The organism is Streptomyces sp. R-74717 (assembly GCF_047305335.1).
Classification (GTDB): Bacteria; Actinomycetota; Actinomycetes; order Streptomycetales; family Streptomycetaceae; genus Streptomyces; species Streptomyces atratus.
This window is the reverse complement of record NZ_CP102361.1, coordinates 1,789,142-1,805,763: the sequence shown is the minus strand read 5'-3', so window position 1 is coordinate 1,805,763 and position 16,622 is coordinate 1,789,142. Positions and strand designations below refer to the sequence as shown.

Genomic DNA, 16,622 nt, shown 5'->3' with positions numbered 1-16,622 from the left:
TGTCCACCCCGCCCTCAAGGCCCGACCGGAACCGAACCCGTGGAAAAGCTGGGCAGACCAGCAGATACCACCTGCCCCAAACCGAGCACCGACCCGGCACCAGCTCAGAAAACCGTTAGAAGATCCTTTTCAATCCAAGGCGGTGGATTCAGGCTTACGGCCCGTGCGGTGGCCGGACGAAGGGAGCGATCGGGCGCCGCCGCCGATCGCGGATGTCGGTGTGGACGTGGACCGGCCGCTCCAGGACCTGGTGTCGGCTCTGCTGGCCAAGCGTCCGAAGACCGCCCCGCTTCGGCGGCCGAGGTGTACGCCACCCTGTCCCCGTACCTCCCGCTCCCGGAACACACCTTGGCAACCCGCCGTACACCGCCGGAAGATCCGCGCCGTCCGTTCCTTGTCCCACAGGGGCCGCAGCCCCTGTGAATGTCCGAGGCGGCAGCCGGTCGCGGCGTACGAGCCGGCGCAGCAGCATCGCCACATCCGTGCCCTGCGCCCCGTCGTACGTATGGAACTCGTCGAGCACCACATACGTGAGATCGGCGCCCTCCCACAACGGCCGGTCCTCGGCACGCTGCAGCAGCAGATCCAGCATCTTGTAGTTGATGATCAGCACATCCGGCGGCGTCCTGCGCATCTCCTCGTGCCGCGTCATCACCCGCCGGAAGTCGGTGTCCGGCCGGTCCCCGATACAGAGCCCCGCCGTGACCTGCGCCAGCTCCGGCTGCGCCAGATACTCACCGATACGTCCGGCCTGATCCGTCGCCAGCGCATTCATCGGATACAGCAGCACGGCCTTCACGCCCTGGCGCCCCAGCGCCTTCTGCCGACGGCAGTGGTCCAGTACGGGCACCAGGAACGACTCGGTCTTGCCCGACCCCGTCCCCGTCGTCACCAGCGTCGGCTCGGCCGCCCCGCGCAGCGTGCTCAGCCGCTCCCACGCCTTCGCCTGATGCCGGTACGGCGGGAACCCGGGCTCCCACTCCAGCGCCGACTGCCATCCGTCGTCCGCCATATGGAACGTCGTACGGATCCGGAGGAACGGCCCCGGAAGATCCCCGCCTCCGGGTCATCGAGAAACCGCTCCAGCGCCAGCCTGGTGTCCTCGTCGGCCAACGCATACGTCGTCGTGAGGTATTGGGTCGGACTGCCGCGCAACTGCGCGGCGGCCAGGGTGGGCTTCACGACGGCGCCTTTCGTGGTCGCACTTCTGCGCAGGGTCGGCCCGTCGGGCTAGCCGGCTCCGGATACCGCCGGGGCCAAACGGACGAGGGCCGCTATGGCAAGCAGGACGTGTCCCAAAAGAGGCGCGAGCGCCGTCGCCTGAAAAACGGCGAGCGAGACGCTGCGCTGTTGCCCGGGACGAGACGAGCCGCCCGTGGCCGTGAGCCAGATCCCGGACACGGCGAAAATCAGCGGAAGGAACGCGAGGAAGGCCGGGACGGCCTGGAGCAGAAAGGCCGGGACAAGCAGGATGTAGGCCCAGCGCAGATGTTGTGCCGACTTTTTGTTCTCCGCCTGCTTCTGCGCCTGGTCGGGAGCCACGCCGACGCTGTGGTTCCACCCCACGACTGGCGGAACGGGCGCCGTGGTCGGCCCCGATACGAGGTCACCGTCGTGGGCCGCATACGCGTCCGCGGTCCGAGGCTGGGCCGGCTCGACCAGTGGCTGCGGAAAAGGGTCCATCGACGTGACCACAGCCGTGGGCGCCGGGGCCGGCACGGATCGGACGGTGCCCGGCTGCGTCACCGCGTTGCTGAGCTGCTCGCCAACGTACTCGGTCTGCGCGCGCATCACGTGTGCGTCCTGGAACCGGTCTTCGGGGCTCTTCTCCAACGCGCGGGCCACCAGCGCCTCAACCGGCTCCGGTACCCGGATACCCATGGATGCCAGCGTTGGCGCCGCCGTGGTGGCGTGCAGGTACCCGATCGAGATGTACGAGTCGCCGTCGAAGGGCAACTGCCCGCTGATCAGCTGGAACAACATGACGCCCACCGCGTACAGATCGGATCGGCCGTCGACCGCCCGGCGGCCTTCGAACTGCTCGGGGGACATGTAATGGGGAGTCCCGATCGCGCTACCAGTGGCGGTCAGGACGGTCCTCCCCGCCTCTGATCCCGACACGTCCAGTGTGCGAGCGATGCCGAAATCCATCACCTTGACCGCTCCGTCGTCGGCTACGACGACGTTGGAGGGCTTGATATCGCGGTGCACAATTCCCGCTGCGTGACTGGCCGCCAATGCGGAGAGTACCTCCGTGGTCAGATGGAGGGCGGTGTCGAGTGGTATGCCACGACCGGATCCCGCGGACTCTGCGAGTAACGCGCTCAGCGTGGCGCCTCGCACGAACTCCATGACGAGGTAGGGAATCAGCTGTCCGTCTTCGAACTGCTCCTCACCCGTGTCGTGCACCGCGACCACGCAGGGGTGACTGAGCCTGGCCACCGACTGGGCCTCACGCCGGAACCGTGCACGGTACTGCTCGTCGTGGGCCAAGGTGGCCAGCATGGTCTTGACGGCGACCGTTCGGTTCAGCGCTGTGTCGTGCGCCTTGTACACGGCGGCCATCCCGCCCTGGCCGACCTGCTCCTCGATGCGGTAACGCCCGCCCGCCAGTGCCACGCCTGTCCGGATCGGTCCGGTCGCCCCCGCCACTTCGTTCTCCCCCCGGTGGCCCAGCCACGAGTCACCGGGCGGCGACGAACGGGCCGACTGGCCAACGAGTATATGGGCGCAACCGCTGGAGGTGCGCAAAGGAGCCAGGTGCCCTGTGGCAGGTGCAGATGACGGGTGTCTACATACGTACCTTCCGGGTACCGTCACCCCGGGAGCCCGCGCCTCATCTGCGCCGAACGCCGTCAACGGCTCCAGCAGCGCCGCGGGCCCCGTGGGTGATCCGTGACGAGGTCCGCGGCCGGGCTGCGCGCATCCGGCACACAGACGCGGTCGAGGCGGGGAGAAACGTGGAATCAGTGACCGGACACGATGTACGAGGCACGCTGCCCGAAGGGCTCGGCGAGGCGATACGCGCCACCGCCGAGGAGATCGCCGCGGTGCTGCGCGGGGTTGCCGACACAGGTGTTCCGGTGCCCGGCTCGGAGTGGACCCTCGGGCAGGCGGCAGCGCATCTGGCGCAGGCCAATGAGCTGATGGCCGACATCGCGGCCGGGCAGGAACGCAGCTACGGCGACGGAACGCCGCAGAGTCTGGCCGACGCCAATGAGCGCGCGCTCGCCGGCTTCGGGGAGCGGGACGCCGATCCGCTGGCCGAGATGATCGTGACGCACGCGGACGCATACCTCACGGCGGTGGACCGGTGCACCACGGACGCGAACGTGGTCACCCCGTTGGGCCCGATGGCCAAGGCGGTGCTGGGCTCGTACCTGCTGACACACATGCTCGGCCATGGTTACGACCTCGCCCGTGCGCTGGGCCGCCCGCACATGCTCGACCGCACCCGCGTCGAGCTGTCGTTGCCCTTCCTGATCACGGCGATGCCCCGGGTGACCGATGCCGCTGCGATCGCCCGGCTGACCGCCCGCTACACGATCCGACTGTGGGGCGGCGCCCGCTTCGGCGTCACCTTCACCGACGGCGTCGTATCCGTCACCCCGCAGCCGCCCACCCGCCCGGACTGCACCATCCTCATCGAGCCGGTCACCTTCCTCCTCATGGCGCTCGGCCGGTGCAACCCATGGGGAGCCATGGCCCGCGGCCGTGTCCTCGCCTGGGGTCGCAAACCCTGGCTCGCTCCCCGCTTCCCGGAGCTGTTCAAGGCACCCTGAGGGGCGGGCGGATTTCCGGCGTCGAGCCAGGACGGTCATCATTGCCACGTCCAAGGGATGGCGACCCGTCTGACGCTAACGTTGATCCGTACGGTGGCAGCGGCGGTGCCGGGGAGGGCGCACCGCGCGGAACACCGGGAACGAGGAGTGCGCGACATGCTCGATCCCACTTCGGTGGCGGCTATTTCGGCGGTACTCGGCGCAGTTGGCTCGGGGATGGCCAACGAGGCAGGCAAGTGGGCCTGGGAGTCGACCGGCGGCGTCGTACGGAAGATCGTCGGGCGGGAGGTCCCCGCGCCCGTCGCCCCGGAGGAACGGGACGACGTGGCCCGCATGGTCTACGAGCAGATCCGTACGAACCCACAACTCGCTGCCTCCTGGAGCGCGTTCGCGTCCAGAGTGCACGGAGGACCGAATCCGGCCCGAGCCGCGCAGTCTCACCTCCCCGCCTCCATAAGGTTCTTCACGGACCGCAAGGAAGCGATGAAGCAACTCCAGCGAGAGGCAACCCGCCGCGCGGACGGAAGGCCCCGGCTCGCCCTGGTGCACGGCCCGAACGGCATGGGTTCCAGCGCGCTCGCCGTGCACTTCGGATCCCGGCCGACCCGGCTCTACCCGGACGGCCAGATCTATGCCGACCTCGGCGGCGGGGGCGCCGGGAGCGCACGCGACGTCGGAACCGTACTGCGCACACTGCTTCGCCAACTGGGCGTGCGGGACGAAGAGATGCCGACCGCCACCGACCGGCTCGGTGAGTTCTTCCGCCATTGCGCAGCGGACCGCAAACTCCTGGTCGTGCTCGATCACGCGCACTCCGCAGCGCAGGTCAGACCGTTCCTCACGTCGGCGCCCGGGGTGTTCACGATCGTCGTCGCCCGGACCCCGTTCCCCGGCCTCGACGCCGTAAGGGTTCCCGTCGGTCCGCTCACGGACAAGGACGCCGTGCGCCTGCTCACCGATATCACCGACAAATCCACCGTCGCCGCGGCCCGCGCCACGCTGCCTTCGCTGCTCGCACGATGCGGCGGATCGCCGTACGCCCTGCGCGCCGCAGCGGACCGGCTCTGTGCCCCCACGCTTCCGCCGCGTCAGGCCGTACCGGACAGCGATCCGGTACAAGGGGCGGCGGAGGACAACTACCAGCTCCTGACGCCGGAATCCGCCAAGCTGTACCGGCTGATGTCGCTGCGCAGCTGGCCCGCTTTCGACGCCGCGACGGCCGGACGGGCCACCGGCCAGGACCCGGCAGTCACGGCGGAACTCCTGGCGGATCTCGCCGACAGGATGCTCCTGGAACGCAGCCGGAGCGGAACCGACAACGGCCGCTACCACTACCGCCCCGGGGTCCGCGCACACGCCGAGGCGACAGCGATCCGCGAGGACGGAATCGCGGCCTGCTCCGCAGCTCTCACCCGGACGCTGCTCGCCTATGCGGACCTGGCGACATCGGCATCTCACCAGGCACTCCCGGAGAGCTGGCGCGTCCCGGCACCCGCCGAGGACCGGATCGGGCAGAGGTACGAGGACCGGGGCGCCGCCCTCGACGCGCTGCTCGCGGAGCTGGGCAATCTGGTCGAGGCCGTTCGCTGCGCCGAGGAGTCCGGCGACCCGGAAACCGCCGTACGCCTGAGCCGTTCGCTGTGGCCGCTGCAGCTCAAGGCGGGCCACCACGAGATGCTGCTGCCGGCGCTGCGCATCGGAGCGCGTCTCGCCGACGCCCATCTTCCGGGAAGCCTCGATGCCGGAGCACTCCACGCCCAACTGGCGCACTCGCTGACCGAGTTGGGGCGTTGGGAGGAAGCGGAGACGGAGACACTGGCGGCTGCGCGGGCCGAGGAGTCGGCCGCCCACAAGCGAGGCCACGCCTCGGCCGTGGAGTTCCTGGGACTGCTCAGACTGCGTCAGTGGCGTTACCAGGAGGCGTACGAGTGCTTCGACGAAGCGGGCGCCATCCTGAACACGATGGGCGCCCATGACGAGGGAACCACCGACCTGCCGCGTGCCCAGGCCCTGTTGGAACGCCATCGCGGCCGAGCCCTGCGCGGGCTCGGACAACGCGGCGAGGCCCGCGAGAGGCTGGAGACCGCACTGCGCCACTTCCGGGCGAGCGGCGATACGTACAACACGGCCCGGACGCTCACCGATCTGGCCGAGACCTGGTTGGACGAAGAGGACACCGAAGCCGCACTGCCGCTGATCGACGAGTCGATCACAACGCTCGACGGCCAGCGCGCGGAATACCACCTGTCGCATCTGCGACGCATGAGAGAACGCTGCGTCACCCCGTAAGCCCTCTTTCCGCCTCTGACATCCCCGTCATTCCGAGGGGTGTCAGAGGAACAACCCGCACGCGGTGAAGCCGAGTACCTGTCCGCACGGAGAGCCCGTCAGCCATGGCTTGCATGAGGCGCTTGTCGGCTGCGGCCGCGTCGGGGCTTCCGGTGGCCAGCCAGGCGTACAGGGCAGAGGCGTACGCGGCGGGGTCCGGACCGGATATGCCTCCCGCATCGGCACCGGGCGCCGCCACCACCCGGAACGGCTCCTCGCCACGCACCCGGACCACACACGCGGACGGCCCGGTCACATAGGCCGCAAGGGAACAGCCCTGATGACGCCGGAGCACCTCGGCGGTCCAGACCGACGGAGAGTCGAAGCGCGGGTCGTCGGGTGCCCCGTCCCGGAAGATGACATCTGCCAGATCCAACTGGTCCACGTCACGGGTGTCCTCGTGCACGGCGACATGCAGTTCCCCGTCGTGATCCGGGCCCGCCATCGGCCGCGGGCCCGCCCGGCGACTGACCGCAACCTCTCCGGGCCCGAGGACCTGCGACAGTACGTGAAGGGGGACGGTGGTCGTTCCGGCCTCGTAGTCGGGCAGCGGGAGAGGCTTCAGTGAAGCCGGCCAACCGGGCTCCGGCGCACCCATCATCGAGTAGAAGAGCCTGCGCAACCGGACCGCTGATTCACCCGGCACGGAGGTGGTGAACCCGGCAGGCCCCGACAGCGGCCGGTGACGGCGGATGAGTCTCTCGATCTGCGCCGACAGCGACGCGTCGGGGTCGAGCCGCGGAGCCTCCCGCATGAAGGCGGAGATCGGCGCATCGGGATCGAGGGCGTCGAGCGGCGCGGCACCCAGGAGCACAGGAGTGCCGAGGGCGGCAGCGTAGTAGGTGACGGAACCGTGGTCCCCGATCACGGCATCGGCGGCCAGCAGAGCCTGCCGCCACCCCTTCAGCGGATCGATCAGCGCCAGCCCGGCGCGCCGCGCGCGATCGAGCCAGGCGCGGATCTGACCGGGTCCGTGACCGTGCCAGATGTTCGGGTGCAGTACGGCGGCGAACCGGTACTCGTCCACGGGGAACTCGGCAGAGACCCGGTCCAGCAGCGCAGCCACGACATCACCGCCGCCCCTGCCGTCACCGAAGAGCGACTCGGAGTTCCAGGTCGAATTCAGCAGGACCAATTGCTGCCCAGGTCGCACACCCAATGCACGGCGGAAGCGCTCGCGATAGGGACGGGCGGCGAGCATGCGGTCGAAGCAGGGGTCCCCGGCGAGTACGGCTGTCGGTGCCGCCTCGGGACAGGCGATACGCAACCGTTCGTACTGCTCGGGATGGGAAAGGACGAGCGCGTCCGCGACAGGAGCCCCCTGTGACAGGAGCCACTCCGGCGCAAGCCCGAAAACGGGCGCAGGCACCGCCGCCCCCGCCCCAGACCCGGTGTCCGGTGTTGCCAGCCTCTTAGTGTATCCAACACCGTGCGACAGGATTGCCAACTTCCCCGAAAGCACGTCCAGTTGGCCGCCAAAGCTGGCGGAGACGACCAGGTCCGCCTCTGCCTCGGCCGCCTGCTCCCACGGCAGGACCGGCACCCCGGTGTCGGCCAGCAACTCGGCGGTGCCGGCCGCGAACGCCGACGAGCCCGTACAGGTCACCAGCAACTGGACGCGCCAGTCGTCGTCGAACAGGGGCAGCACATCGAGGAGCCGGGTCGCGGCGGTCACGTTGTGCACGACGACGAGGACCCGCAGACACTTCCCCCGGGTCGCCCACCGCGCCGCATCATCCCCCACCGGCACCCGCACCCACCCGGCCCGCCCGTACTCCATCCGCACGCCCCTCATCCGCCCCGGCCCACCCGTGGGACCCATGCCGCCCACGCGACCGGCCACGATAGTCAACCAGCGCGATCACCGCGCCGACCACCGGGGCGGAGCAGAGACGACAGGAGATGACGGAGCGGCGCGCATCCGACGGACGCCCCGGGCGCCACCCCTCACGCAGCCATTGCCACCGCAGCCTTGCTCAGCGAGTCATCGCGCGACCGGGTCTGCTTCCGGTCGCCGAAGACGACGACCCGCAGCAGCGCGAACCGTCCGATCCCCGCCAGAGCGGACGCCGACAGATAGACCGTCTGCTCGACCAGGGCCGAGGGCTCGGACCGGACGGCGTACAGACAGAGCAGCGCCCCCGTCGTGAACGCATAGCTCACGGCGACCGTCACCCCGGACTGAAGATGGACCCCCCACCCCTTCCGCTCGCTCCGGAAGGAGACCCGCCCGTGCAACTCGGTCGCGATCACGGTGGAAACGACGGTGACCAGTGCATTGGCAACAGCCATCGGTATCCGGTCGCTGAGCAGTACGAGTGCCCCGCTCGACGCGAGCCCGACACCGCCACCACACACGACGAACCGCACAAAGGCCGCGACGAGAGGGTGAAGGGTGCGCGGCTGCCGGCGCGATGGGGCGGTCACTAGGGGGCCTCCGTAGGCTGATGTGTGGAGCGGTGTTTCAATCCCACCGCAGAACCTACGGAGCCGGCGTCGTCCGGGCGACCGGATAAACCCCGGACTTCAGTGGGGGAGAACCCCGAGAGATCCCTGGGTCCGACACCCGAGCACAGAGACAGCAGGCGCGGGCGCCCGGCGGCGTGGGTTCTGGTGTACCGGCGTCCGGATTTTGCCGTGCTCGCTATTCCTCATCCACACCACATCGCGCGGCTTCCCCCGCGTGGTCAACAACCTCTGCCTGCAATCTCTCGTCTCCACGTTCGCCGCCGGCAGGTGCAGGTCCCTCGTCGACGAGAAAGCCGCCCAGTCCGCCGTCACCGAAGTCCTCGACTGACATTCCACCCCCTCGAAGCTCGATGTCGGTGGCGCCGGATACCTTGCATCCGACGATGCACAACACTGGAGGGGACATGCCGTCTCAAGGAACAGTTCTCGCCGCGCTCACGGTGGTGATGCCGCCACATGACGGGGCCGATGAGCAGGTGGACTGGGATGCGATCCGGCGGGCTTGGGGAGTCGGCTTCCCCTCCGATTACATCGCCTTCATGAGCACGTACGGAGCCGGCGGCATCGACGGCGCGCTGAGCATCGTGACCCCCGAAGCGAGCACGCAGCCGGCCGACAGCCCTGACCTCGGGGGCATGGCGGCCGAGACAGCCAACATGCGGCACATGTGGGAGTCCGAAGGAGGACCGGACGGGGTCGATGCCGGACCTGATTCTGTTGTCGCTTGGGGCGTCAGCTGCGGAGCCGACATCCTCGGCTGGCTCACCGTTGACCACGACCCCGACAAGTGGCCCATTGTCGTGTGGGAACGGCATGGCCGGCCCTACTGGAAAATCTACGACTGCGGAATGGCGGAGTTCCTCCGGCGCCTGTTCACCAAGGGCTTCGACGAGTGCCCACTCAGCGACGCCTCCCTCTGGGGAGAGCCCTCTCCGCACTTCCTCCACTGGCGCGAGGAACGACGACGGTGGGAGTCCGGCGTCGACCCCTATGCGGGCGAACCTGACCCATACTTCGGCATGAAGCCCTGTTCGGCACGGAACTCATCGAGCAGCTCAAAGAACAGCTCGATCGCAGGCCGGCCCGTGGCCTCGGCCGCGCGCTCGATCTCCACCGCCCAGCCCAGGGAGCTTTCGTAGTCATACCCCAGCTGCGGCCACAGCCAGTCGGCGAACGGGCCGCCCTGCCGGAAGTCAAGCTCTTCCTTGGCGCCGTGAACCTTCAAAGCCACGTGATAGCCGAACAGCATGGAATTCAGATGCTGCAGCGAACTCCCTCGCACCCACATCCCCGGGCGCAGTCGCACCTCCTCCAGGAGGTCGTACACATCGCGCATCTCGGTTAGCTGTCTGGGCGCCCGCCGGACCATCTCCGCCTCTGCCATGCGGGAACCTTACTGTCACATCGAGGACCACCGAACAGGGCAGGGGCTTTCGAACGGCGAGACGAAGCCGTCCCGGGGCATGAGATCGTCTAGGTCAGACGTCAAGCACCACCCGACGCCGAATCGTCAAGCTTCACCTGAGTCTCGACAAGCCACCTCGGGGCGCTAGTTGCGGAACCGTGGTCAGTGCCCGAGAAAATGACATGACCGTGAGACAGAAGGCATGCCAACGGTCGTGAGACACCGCGAGAAACCGCAGGTCGAAGCATCGGGCTATGCCACGGGCCGCGAGATCCTACAGGCCCGGTCCGCGCTCGGACCGAGCCGGACCCCCGTATCGTCGGGCCCGGTCCGCGTACCGTACGAACCGGCCGGGCGGCGGCGCATCGACGGCGGCCGGCGGACATGGGGACACGACACACCCCTGCGCCCCGCACCTATGGCTGCCCACCCCATGGGAAGGTCCCCCGCACCGCCCTACCGTGGCGGATTCGGACCACTGAGCCCACCCCGGACGGGAGAGCCGCAATGCGCAGAGCAACGAGCACCCTGCTCGGCCTGCTTCTCACACTGCTGAGCCTCGGAGCAGCCACCACACAGGCCCACGCCGCCCCACCCGGCTACCTCACCCTCGAAGCCACCTACACCACCGTCGCCAACGGCTGGGACCGCGTCGACCGCTACCTCGACACCACCAGCGGATTCCACTCCGAGCAGTACCCCCAGGACGGCCGTGGCGACCAGGACGGTCAGCGACGCACCCTCTTCGGCGGCGTCAAGCAGCCCTACTCCGGCCGCTTCCTCCTCTACTCCGCGCCCGGCTGGAACAGCGGCAGTCACCAGACCCCCGTCCTCCTCGTCCACGGCGCCAACGACAACGCCGACCGCGCCTGGGCCAACCCCGGCGAAGCCGGTGGCTACGGCTGCGGTACGGCCTCCTGCCCCAGCACCGGACTCATGCAGTACCTCGCCGCCCGCGGCTACCGCGTCTTCGCCGTCAACTTCGCCCATAAGCAGGGCGACAACCTGATGCAGGCCCAGCAGGTCGGCGACGCCATCGCCGTCATCAAGGACCGGCTCGGCGTCGGCCAGGTGGACCTCGTCGGCTGGAGCAAGGGGGAGATGTCCACCCGCGCCTACGTCTCCTCACTTCGCCCCACCTGGGGACGCCCCTATGCCGGAGACGTACGCCGCCTCATCACGCTCGGCGGCCCCAACGGCGGCTACGACTACCCCTATGCCCACGGCTGGGCCCATGACTTCAGCATCTGGCCCCAGTGCGGCGGCAGCGTCAACGCCCCCTCGCCCCACCTCTACATGACCTGCTACGGCACCTACACCGCCCATCCCGAATTCGCCTTCGCCCCCACCAGCGGCTACGACGTCTATCCCGGACAGCGCCAGATGCTCGCCCGCTGGGACGCCACCTACGGCATCGACATGACCCAACAGGACTGGTACACCACCTACCACGGTGGCCAGGGCTTCTACACCTCCGGCAGCGGCATCCAGACCGCGATCGACGCGGGCTCCCTGATCACCCCCCTCCACAAGGCAGGCATCCCCGGCTCCGTCGCCACCTACCTCCTCGCCGGCGGATCCCCCAGCGTCCTCGGCATCTACAACGAGAACCGCGGACCCAGCGACGGCGTGGTCTTCGTCAACAGTGCCCTCGACCGCACCGGCATCGCCAACGTTGCCGATACCGCCCTCATCTCCACCGCCAACCACCTCCAACTCGGCTGGCACTCCTCCGCCGGCGCCCAGATCGCCGCCTGGCTCGGCTGACCCTGCCACTCCCAAGGACGGACCATGACCTCGCCCGCACTCCTCCCCGGCATCCACGCTCGACGGATCACCACCCCCCGGCTCACCCTCAACCTCCTCGAACTCCCCGACCGGACCGGCGAACCCGTCCTCTTCGTCCACGGCAACGTCTCCGCCGCCACCTTCTGGCAGCAGACCATGCTCGACCTGCCGCACTCCTACCGCCCCCTCGCCGTCGACCTCCGCGGCTTCGGCGACACCGACCCCCTCCCCGTCGACGCCACCCGCGGCGTCCGGGACTACAGCGACGACCTCACCGCCCTTTGTGACACCCTCGCCCTCGACCGCGTCCACCTCGTCGGCTGGAGCATGGGCGGCGGCATCGCACTCCAACACCTCCGCGATCACCCCACCGCCGTCCGCAGCCTCACCCTCGTCAACCCCGTCTCCCCCTACGGCTTCGGCGGCACCCACGGCCCCGACGGCCGACTCAACCACCCCGACGGCGCCGGCTCCGGCGCAGGCACCGTCAACCCCGAATTCGTCCAGCGCCTCAAAGAAGGCGACCGCAGCGAGGACTCGCCACTCTCCCCCCGCGCCGTCCTTGCCTCCAGCTACGTCAAACCGCCGCTCCGCCCCGCTTTTGAGGACACCTTCGTCGACGCCATGCTCTCCACCCGCACCGGTGACGACCATTACCCCGGCGACACCTGTTCCAGCGACCAGTGGCCCGGCACCGCCCCCGGCCCCCGAGGTGTCCTCAACGCCATGGCCCCCACCCACTTCCGTATCGACGACCTGCACCGGATCGACCCCAAACCGCCCATCGGCTGGATCCGCGGCACCGACGACCTCATCGTCTCCGACACCTCGCTCTTCGACCTCGCCCACCTCGGTGCACTCGGCGCCGTCCCCGGCTGGCCCGGCGCCGAACGCTGCCCGGCCCAACCCATGCTCGCCCAGACCCGCCACGCACTCGATCACTATGCCGCCACGGGGGGCTCCGTACGCGAAACCGCCATCCTCGACGCCGGCCACGCCGTCCACATCGACAAACCCAAGGAGTTCACCGCCGCCCTCCTCGACACCCTCACCGCGGGCCGGTGAAACGGCCGGGCTGTCCCCCGTGAGGACCTGGATCAGCCGCCGCGTGAGCTGCTCGCCGAGGTGGGGAAGCCGGCCCGACTGATGCTGCGGGACGTTGGCGAAAACGCATATGCCCATAACTCTTTTGACGCCCAGGTAGGTTGAGGCCATAGCTTGATCACTTTCGCGTCCGGAGGCCTCCATGAGTGAGCAGCAGTCATCCGTCACCCCGCCCGCCACGCCGGCGCCGGACCGGATCGACACCACCAGGCCGCACTCCGCCCGCTTCTGGAACTACTTCGTCGGCGGCAAGGACAACTACGAGGTCGACCGTGAGATCGGCGACCAGATCAAGACGTTTTTCCCGGGCCTTGTCGACGTCGCGGTAGCGGGGCGACAGTTTCTGCGCCGCTCGGTGAGTCACCTGGTGGAGGATCGGGGTGTCCGGCAGTTCCTGGACATCGGGACCGGCCTGCCCACTGCCGACAACACCCACCAGGTGGCCCAGGGCATCGCCCCCGAGTCGCGCATCGTGTACGTGGACAACGACCCGCTCGTGCTGGCGCACGCTCGTGCGCTGCTCACCAGCTCACCCGAGGGGGTCACGAACTACATCGATGCCGACCTCTACGAGCCGGACGTCATCCTTGCCGAGGCCGCGAAGACACTCGACTTCGACCGGCCTGTGGCCCTGATGCTGCTCGGCATACTCGGTCACGCGGGCGACTTCTCGCGGGCCCGTGAGGTGGTGGGCCGGCTGATGGCGGGCCTGCCGTCCGGCAGCCACCTCGTGGTGTACGACGGCACGCGTACCAGTGAGGGCATGATCGCCGCGGAGAAGGCATACATCGAGAGCGGCGCAGTGCCGTACTACGTCCGCGAGCCCTGCGAGATCGTCACGCTCTTCGACGGGCTGCGGATCCTCGACCCCGGATTCGTCCGGCTCAGTGAGTGGCGGCCCGACGCCGACAGCGCGACCGTTCCCGCCGATGTCGATGCCTTCGGTGGAATCGGCGTCAAGGAGTGACGCGCAGGCGCTGTCGGCGTCGGGCCGCACGTGAACCCTATAGTGAACCCGCGTTGACCGTCCGACCTCAACGCGCGAGGCCATCGGCACAGGAGAGTCCGCACGATGACGACGCCCGCATCCGGCGTGCCCGAGCGCTCGTCCGTCCCCGTGTCAGCGCCTGGCGGAGGTTGCCCAGCGAGCGCCGTTGCGTCCGCCGTACGGCTCAGCGGTCCCGAGTTCCACACCGAACCCCATCTCGTCTACCGCGCCATGCGGAGCGAACACGGGCCCGTTGTGCCCGTCGAGCTGCCCGGCGGATTTCCTGCCTGGCTGGTCATCGGGTACCGCGAACTCCACCAGGTGACCAGTGACGGCGAGTTGTTCCCCAGGGACGTCGGGCTGTGGAATCAGTGGGAGCACATCCCGGAGGACTGGCCGCTGTTGCCGATGATCGGCCGGCCGATGCCGTCCATCTACTTCACAGCGGGGGCCGAGCACCGGCGTCACGCCGCGATGGTGGGGCAGGCCCTGGATGAGGTCGAGCCATTCGAACTCCGGGGAGACTGTGAGCAGTTGGCCGACCGGCTCATCGACGGGTTCTGTGAACGCGGTACGGCCGATCTGATCGCCGATTTCGCCGTACCGCTCCCCGTACTCGTCCTCGCCCGTCTGGTCGGCTTCCCCGATGAGGATGGGGCGCGGATCGCCGGCGTGTTGAGGGATCTCGCCGACGGCGGACCGGGTGCGCAGGAGGCTCATCTGCGGTTCGGGGAGCACATGCAGCGGCTGTTGGCGGCCCGGCAGGCCGTGCCGGGGAACGATGTGACCTCCCGGATGCTGGCGTACCCCGGCGAGTTCACCGATGAGGAGTACGTGCTCGACCTGATGGCCATCACGGCCGCGGGGCACCTCACCACCGCCGACTGGATCGGCAACTCGCTGCGGCTGATGCTCACCGACGATCAGTTCGCCGTCGCGCTCTCCGGCGGACGGCACAGTGTCGCCGAGGCCATGAACGAGGTGCTCTGGGAGGAGGGTCCGACGCAGATCCTCGCCGGTCGCTGGGCGGCCCGTGACACCCGGCTGGGCGGCAGGAGCATCCGTGCCGGTGACATGGTGCTGCTCGGTCTGGGCGCCGCCAACACCGATCCGCACATCCGGCAGCATCTCTCGACCACGGCGGGGATCTCCGGTCAGGGAGGCAACAGCGCGCATCTGGCGTTCAGCCACGGCGAATACCGCTGTCCCTTCCCCGCGCAGGAGATCGCAGAGATCATCGCCCGTACCGGCATCGAAGTGCTGCTCGACCGGCTGCCCGACCTGGAGCTGTCCGTGCCGGCGCAGGAGCTCGTCCGGCGACAGTCCGCCTTCCTGCGTGGGATGACTGCGCTGCCCGTCCGGTTCACCGCCGTACGTCCGACAGGAGAATTCGCTTGAACTGCCCGCACGCTGCTGCCCAAGAGGCCACTTTGCGTGGCGGGGTCGTCGTCATCGACCCGCTGGTCCAGGATCTCGACGGTGAGACGGCGCGGCTGCGTGACGCCGGTCCGCTCGCCAGGATCGAACTGCTCGGCGTTCCGGCCTGGACCATCACCCGGCATGCCGTGGCCCGTCAACTGCTCGTCGACCCCCGCCTGGTGAAGGATCTCGACGCCTGGGGGCTCTGGCAGCGCGGGGAGGTCACGCACGCCTGGCCGCTGATCGGCATGATCGATGCAGGGCGTTCCATGTTCACCGTGGACGGGTCGGAGCACCGACGGCTGCGTACCAAGACCTCCCAGGCACTCACACCGCGCCGGCTGGAGGAGATACGCCCGGAGATCGAGAAGTTCACCGAGGAACTGCTCGATGCCCTCGCCGAGCAGAGCGAGAAGAACAAGGGCGGTGCGGTCGACCTCAAGTCTGTGTTCGCGCAGCCATTGCCGATGCGGGTCGTCGGCATGCTGATGGGGGTGGACGAGGCCGAGCACCCGATGCTGATGAAGCGGTACAAGGCGTTCTTCTCCATGCTCACACCGCAGGAGGAACGCCTGGCACTGCTGGCCGAGTTGGATGTCTTCTACGCCGCCCTCGTACGCGAGAGGACCGCCCGGCCGGCCGATGACCTCACCAGCGCGCTCATCCTTGCCGAAGAAGGCGGAGAGCCACTCACCGAGGAAGAGGTGGTGGGCAATCTCAAGGCGATGGTGGCCGCCGGGCACGAGACCACCATCGGGCTGATCCTGAATGCCGTACGCGCCCTGCTCAGCCACCCCGAACAGTTGCGCAAGGTTCTCGACGGCGAGATCCCGTGGGAGACGGTCATCGAGGAGACGCTGCGCTGGGACACCCCCACCACCCATCTGCTGATGCGGTTCGCCACCGAGGACATTCAGGTGGGCGACGACGTGATCGCGCAGGGCGAGGGCGTGGTGATCTCCTACCGCGCCATCGGACGCGACATCGAGCAGCACGGGCCGGACGCCGACGCTTTCGACATCACCCGGCCGGCCCCGATCCGCCACATGACCTTCGGCCACGGCCCCCACATCTGCCCCGGAGCGGCGCTCTCCCGTGTGGAGGCCGGCATTGCCCTGCCCGCACTGTTCCGGCGCTTTCCCGGACTGCGGTCGGCCATTGCGGACGAGGAGATCCGCAAGCTGCCGGTGATGACGCAGAACGACATGGAAGCGTTCCCGGTCCTGCTGCACGGCTGACGCGTATCGAGGAGACACCGAGGGTCGCCCGATCCGCCCGGGCGGCCCTCCGGCCTGTCCGGGCGGATCGGGGCCGGACCGGTTACCGAGGCCGCGCCCGC

The 16,622-nt window shown here is 68.9% G+C and carries 11 protein-coding genes and 1 pseudogene; 7 read left to right on the top strand and 5 right to left on the bottom strand.

The window, feature by feature from the left end:
• Positions 1–451: 451 nt before the first annotated feature.
• Both NRF20_RS08100 and NRF20_RS08095 read right to left on the bottom strand, forming a co-directional pair.
• Positions 452–1,182, bottom strand: a pseudogene (locus NRF20_RS08100) (DEAD/DEAH box helicase); the annotation flags it as partial.
• Positions 1,183–1,230: 48 nt separating this feature from the next.
• The gene (locus tag NRF20_RS08095; protein ID WP_398630663.1) at positions 1,231–2,751 is read right to left on the bottom strand and encodes a protein kinase domain-containing protein; all 1,521 of its coding nucleotides are present in this window, start codon (positions 2,749–2,751) and stop codon (positions 1,231–1,233) included.
• Positions 2,752–2,960: 209 nt separating this feature from the next.
• On the opposite strand from NRF20_RS08095, the gene NRF20_RS08090 reads away from it, so the two are divergent.
• Together NRF20_RS08090 and NRF20_RS08085 are read left to right on the top strand one after the other, a co-directional pair.
• Positions 2,961–3,782: a maleylpyruvate isomerase family mycothiol-dependent enzyme gene (locus NRF20_RS08090; protein ID WP_413752300.1), complete on the top strand. Its 822-nt coding sequence runs from the start codon at positions 2,961–2,963 to the stop codon at positions 3,780–3,782.
• A 156-nt stretch (positions 3,783–3,938) separates the two neighbouring features.
• Positions 3,939–6,071, top strand: coding sequence for a tetratricopeptide repeat protein (locus NRF20_RS08085; RefSeq protein ID WP_413752299.1), 2,133 nt, complete (start codon positions 3,939–3,941; stop codon positions 6,069–6,071).
• Here NRF20_RS08085 and NRF20_RS08080 read toward each other — a convergent pair.
• The 3 genes from NRF20_RS08080 to NRF20_RS08070 form a co-directional block, all read right to left on the bottom strand.
• The gene (locus NRF20_RS08080) at positions 6,061–7,890 is read right to left on the bottom strand and encodes a hypothetical protein (protein WP_413752298.1); all 1,830 of its coding nucleotides are present in this window, start codon (positions 7,888–7,890) and stop codon (positions 6,061–6,063) included. The genes NRF20_RS08085 and NRF20_RS08080 overlap by 11 nt on opposite strands.
• A gap of 167 nt (positions 7,891–8,057) precedes the next feature.
• Positions 8,058–8,537, bottom strand: a complete 480-nt coding sequence (locus tag NRF20_RS08075; RefSeq protein ID WP_413752297.1) for a hypothetical protein — start codon at positions 8,535–8,537, stop codon at positions 8,058–8,060.
• Between the two features lie 1,030 nt (positions 8,538–9,567).
• On the bottom strand, positions 9,568–9,963 hold the full coding sequence (locus NRF20_RS08070; protein ID WP_398630668.1) for a hypothetical protein: 396 nt from the start codon (positions 9,961–9,963) through the stop codon (positions 9,568–9,570).
• A 528-nt stretch (positions 9,964–10,491) separates the two neighbouring features.
• Here NRF20_RS08070 and NRF20_RS08065 point away from each other — a divergent pair.
• The 5 genes from NRF20_RS08065 to NRF20_RS08045 all read left to right on the top strand — a co-directional run bounded on the left by NRF20_RS08065 (position 10,492) and on the right by NRF20_RS08045 (position 16,521).
• Positions 10,492–11,751 (top strand): esterase/lipase family protein, encoded by a 1,260-nt coding sequence (locus NRF20_RS08065; protein ID WP_413752296.1) that lies wholly within the window; start codon positions 10,492–10,494, stop codon positions 11,749–11,751.
• Positions 11,752–11,775: 24 nt separating this feature from the next.
• Positions 11,776–12,837 (top strand): alpha/beta hydrolase, encoded by a 1,062-nt coding sequence (locus tag NRF20_RS08060; protein WP_398630671.1) that lies wholly within the window; start codon positions 11,776–11,778, stop codon positions 12,835–12,837.
• Between the two features lie 181 nt (positions 12,838–13,018).
• Complete coding sequence (locus NRF20_RS08055) at positions 13,019–13,843, top strand: SAM-dependent methyltransferase (RefSeq protein WP_398630672.1); 825 nt, start codon at positions 13,019–13,021, stop codon at positions 13,841–13,843.
• A 105-nt stretch (positions 13,844–13,948) separates the two neighbouring features.
• Positions 13,949–15,262 carry a cytochrome P450 gene (locus NRF20_RS08050; RefSeq protein ID WP_398630673.1) on the top strand — a complete coding sequence of 438 codons (1,314 nt, stop codon included), beginning with the start codon at positions 13,949–13,951 and terminating at the stop codon, positions 15,260–15,262.
• Positions 15,259–16,521, top strand: a complete 1,263-nt coding sequence (locus tag NRF20_RS08045) for a cytochrome P450 (RefSeq protein ID WP_398630674.1) — start codon at positions 15,259–15,261, stop codon at positions 16,519–16,521. Before NRF20_RS08050 ends, NRF20_RS08045 begins: the two co-directional genes overlap by 4 nt.
• Positions 16,522–16,622 lie beyond the last annotated feature (101 nt).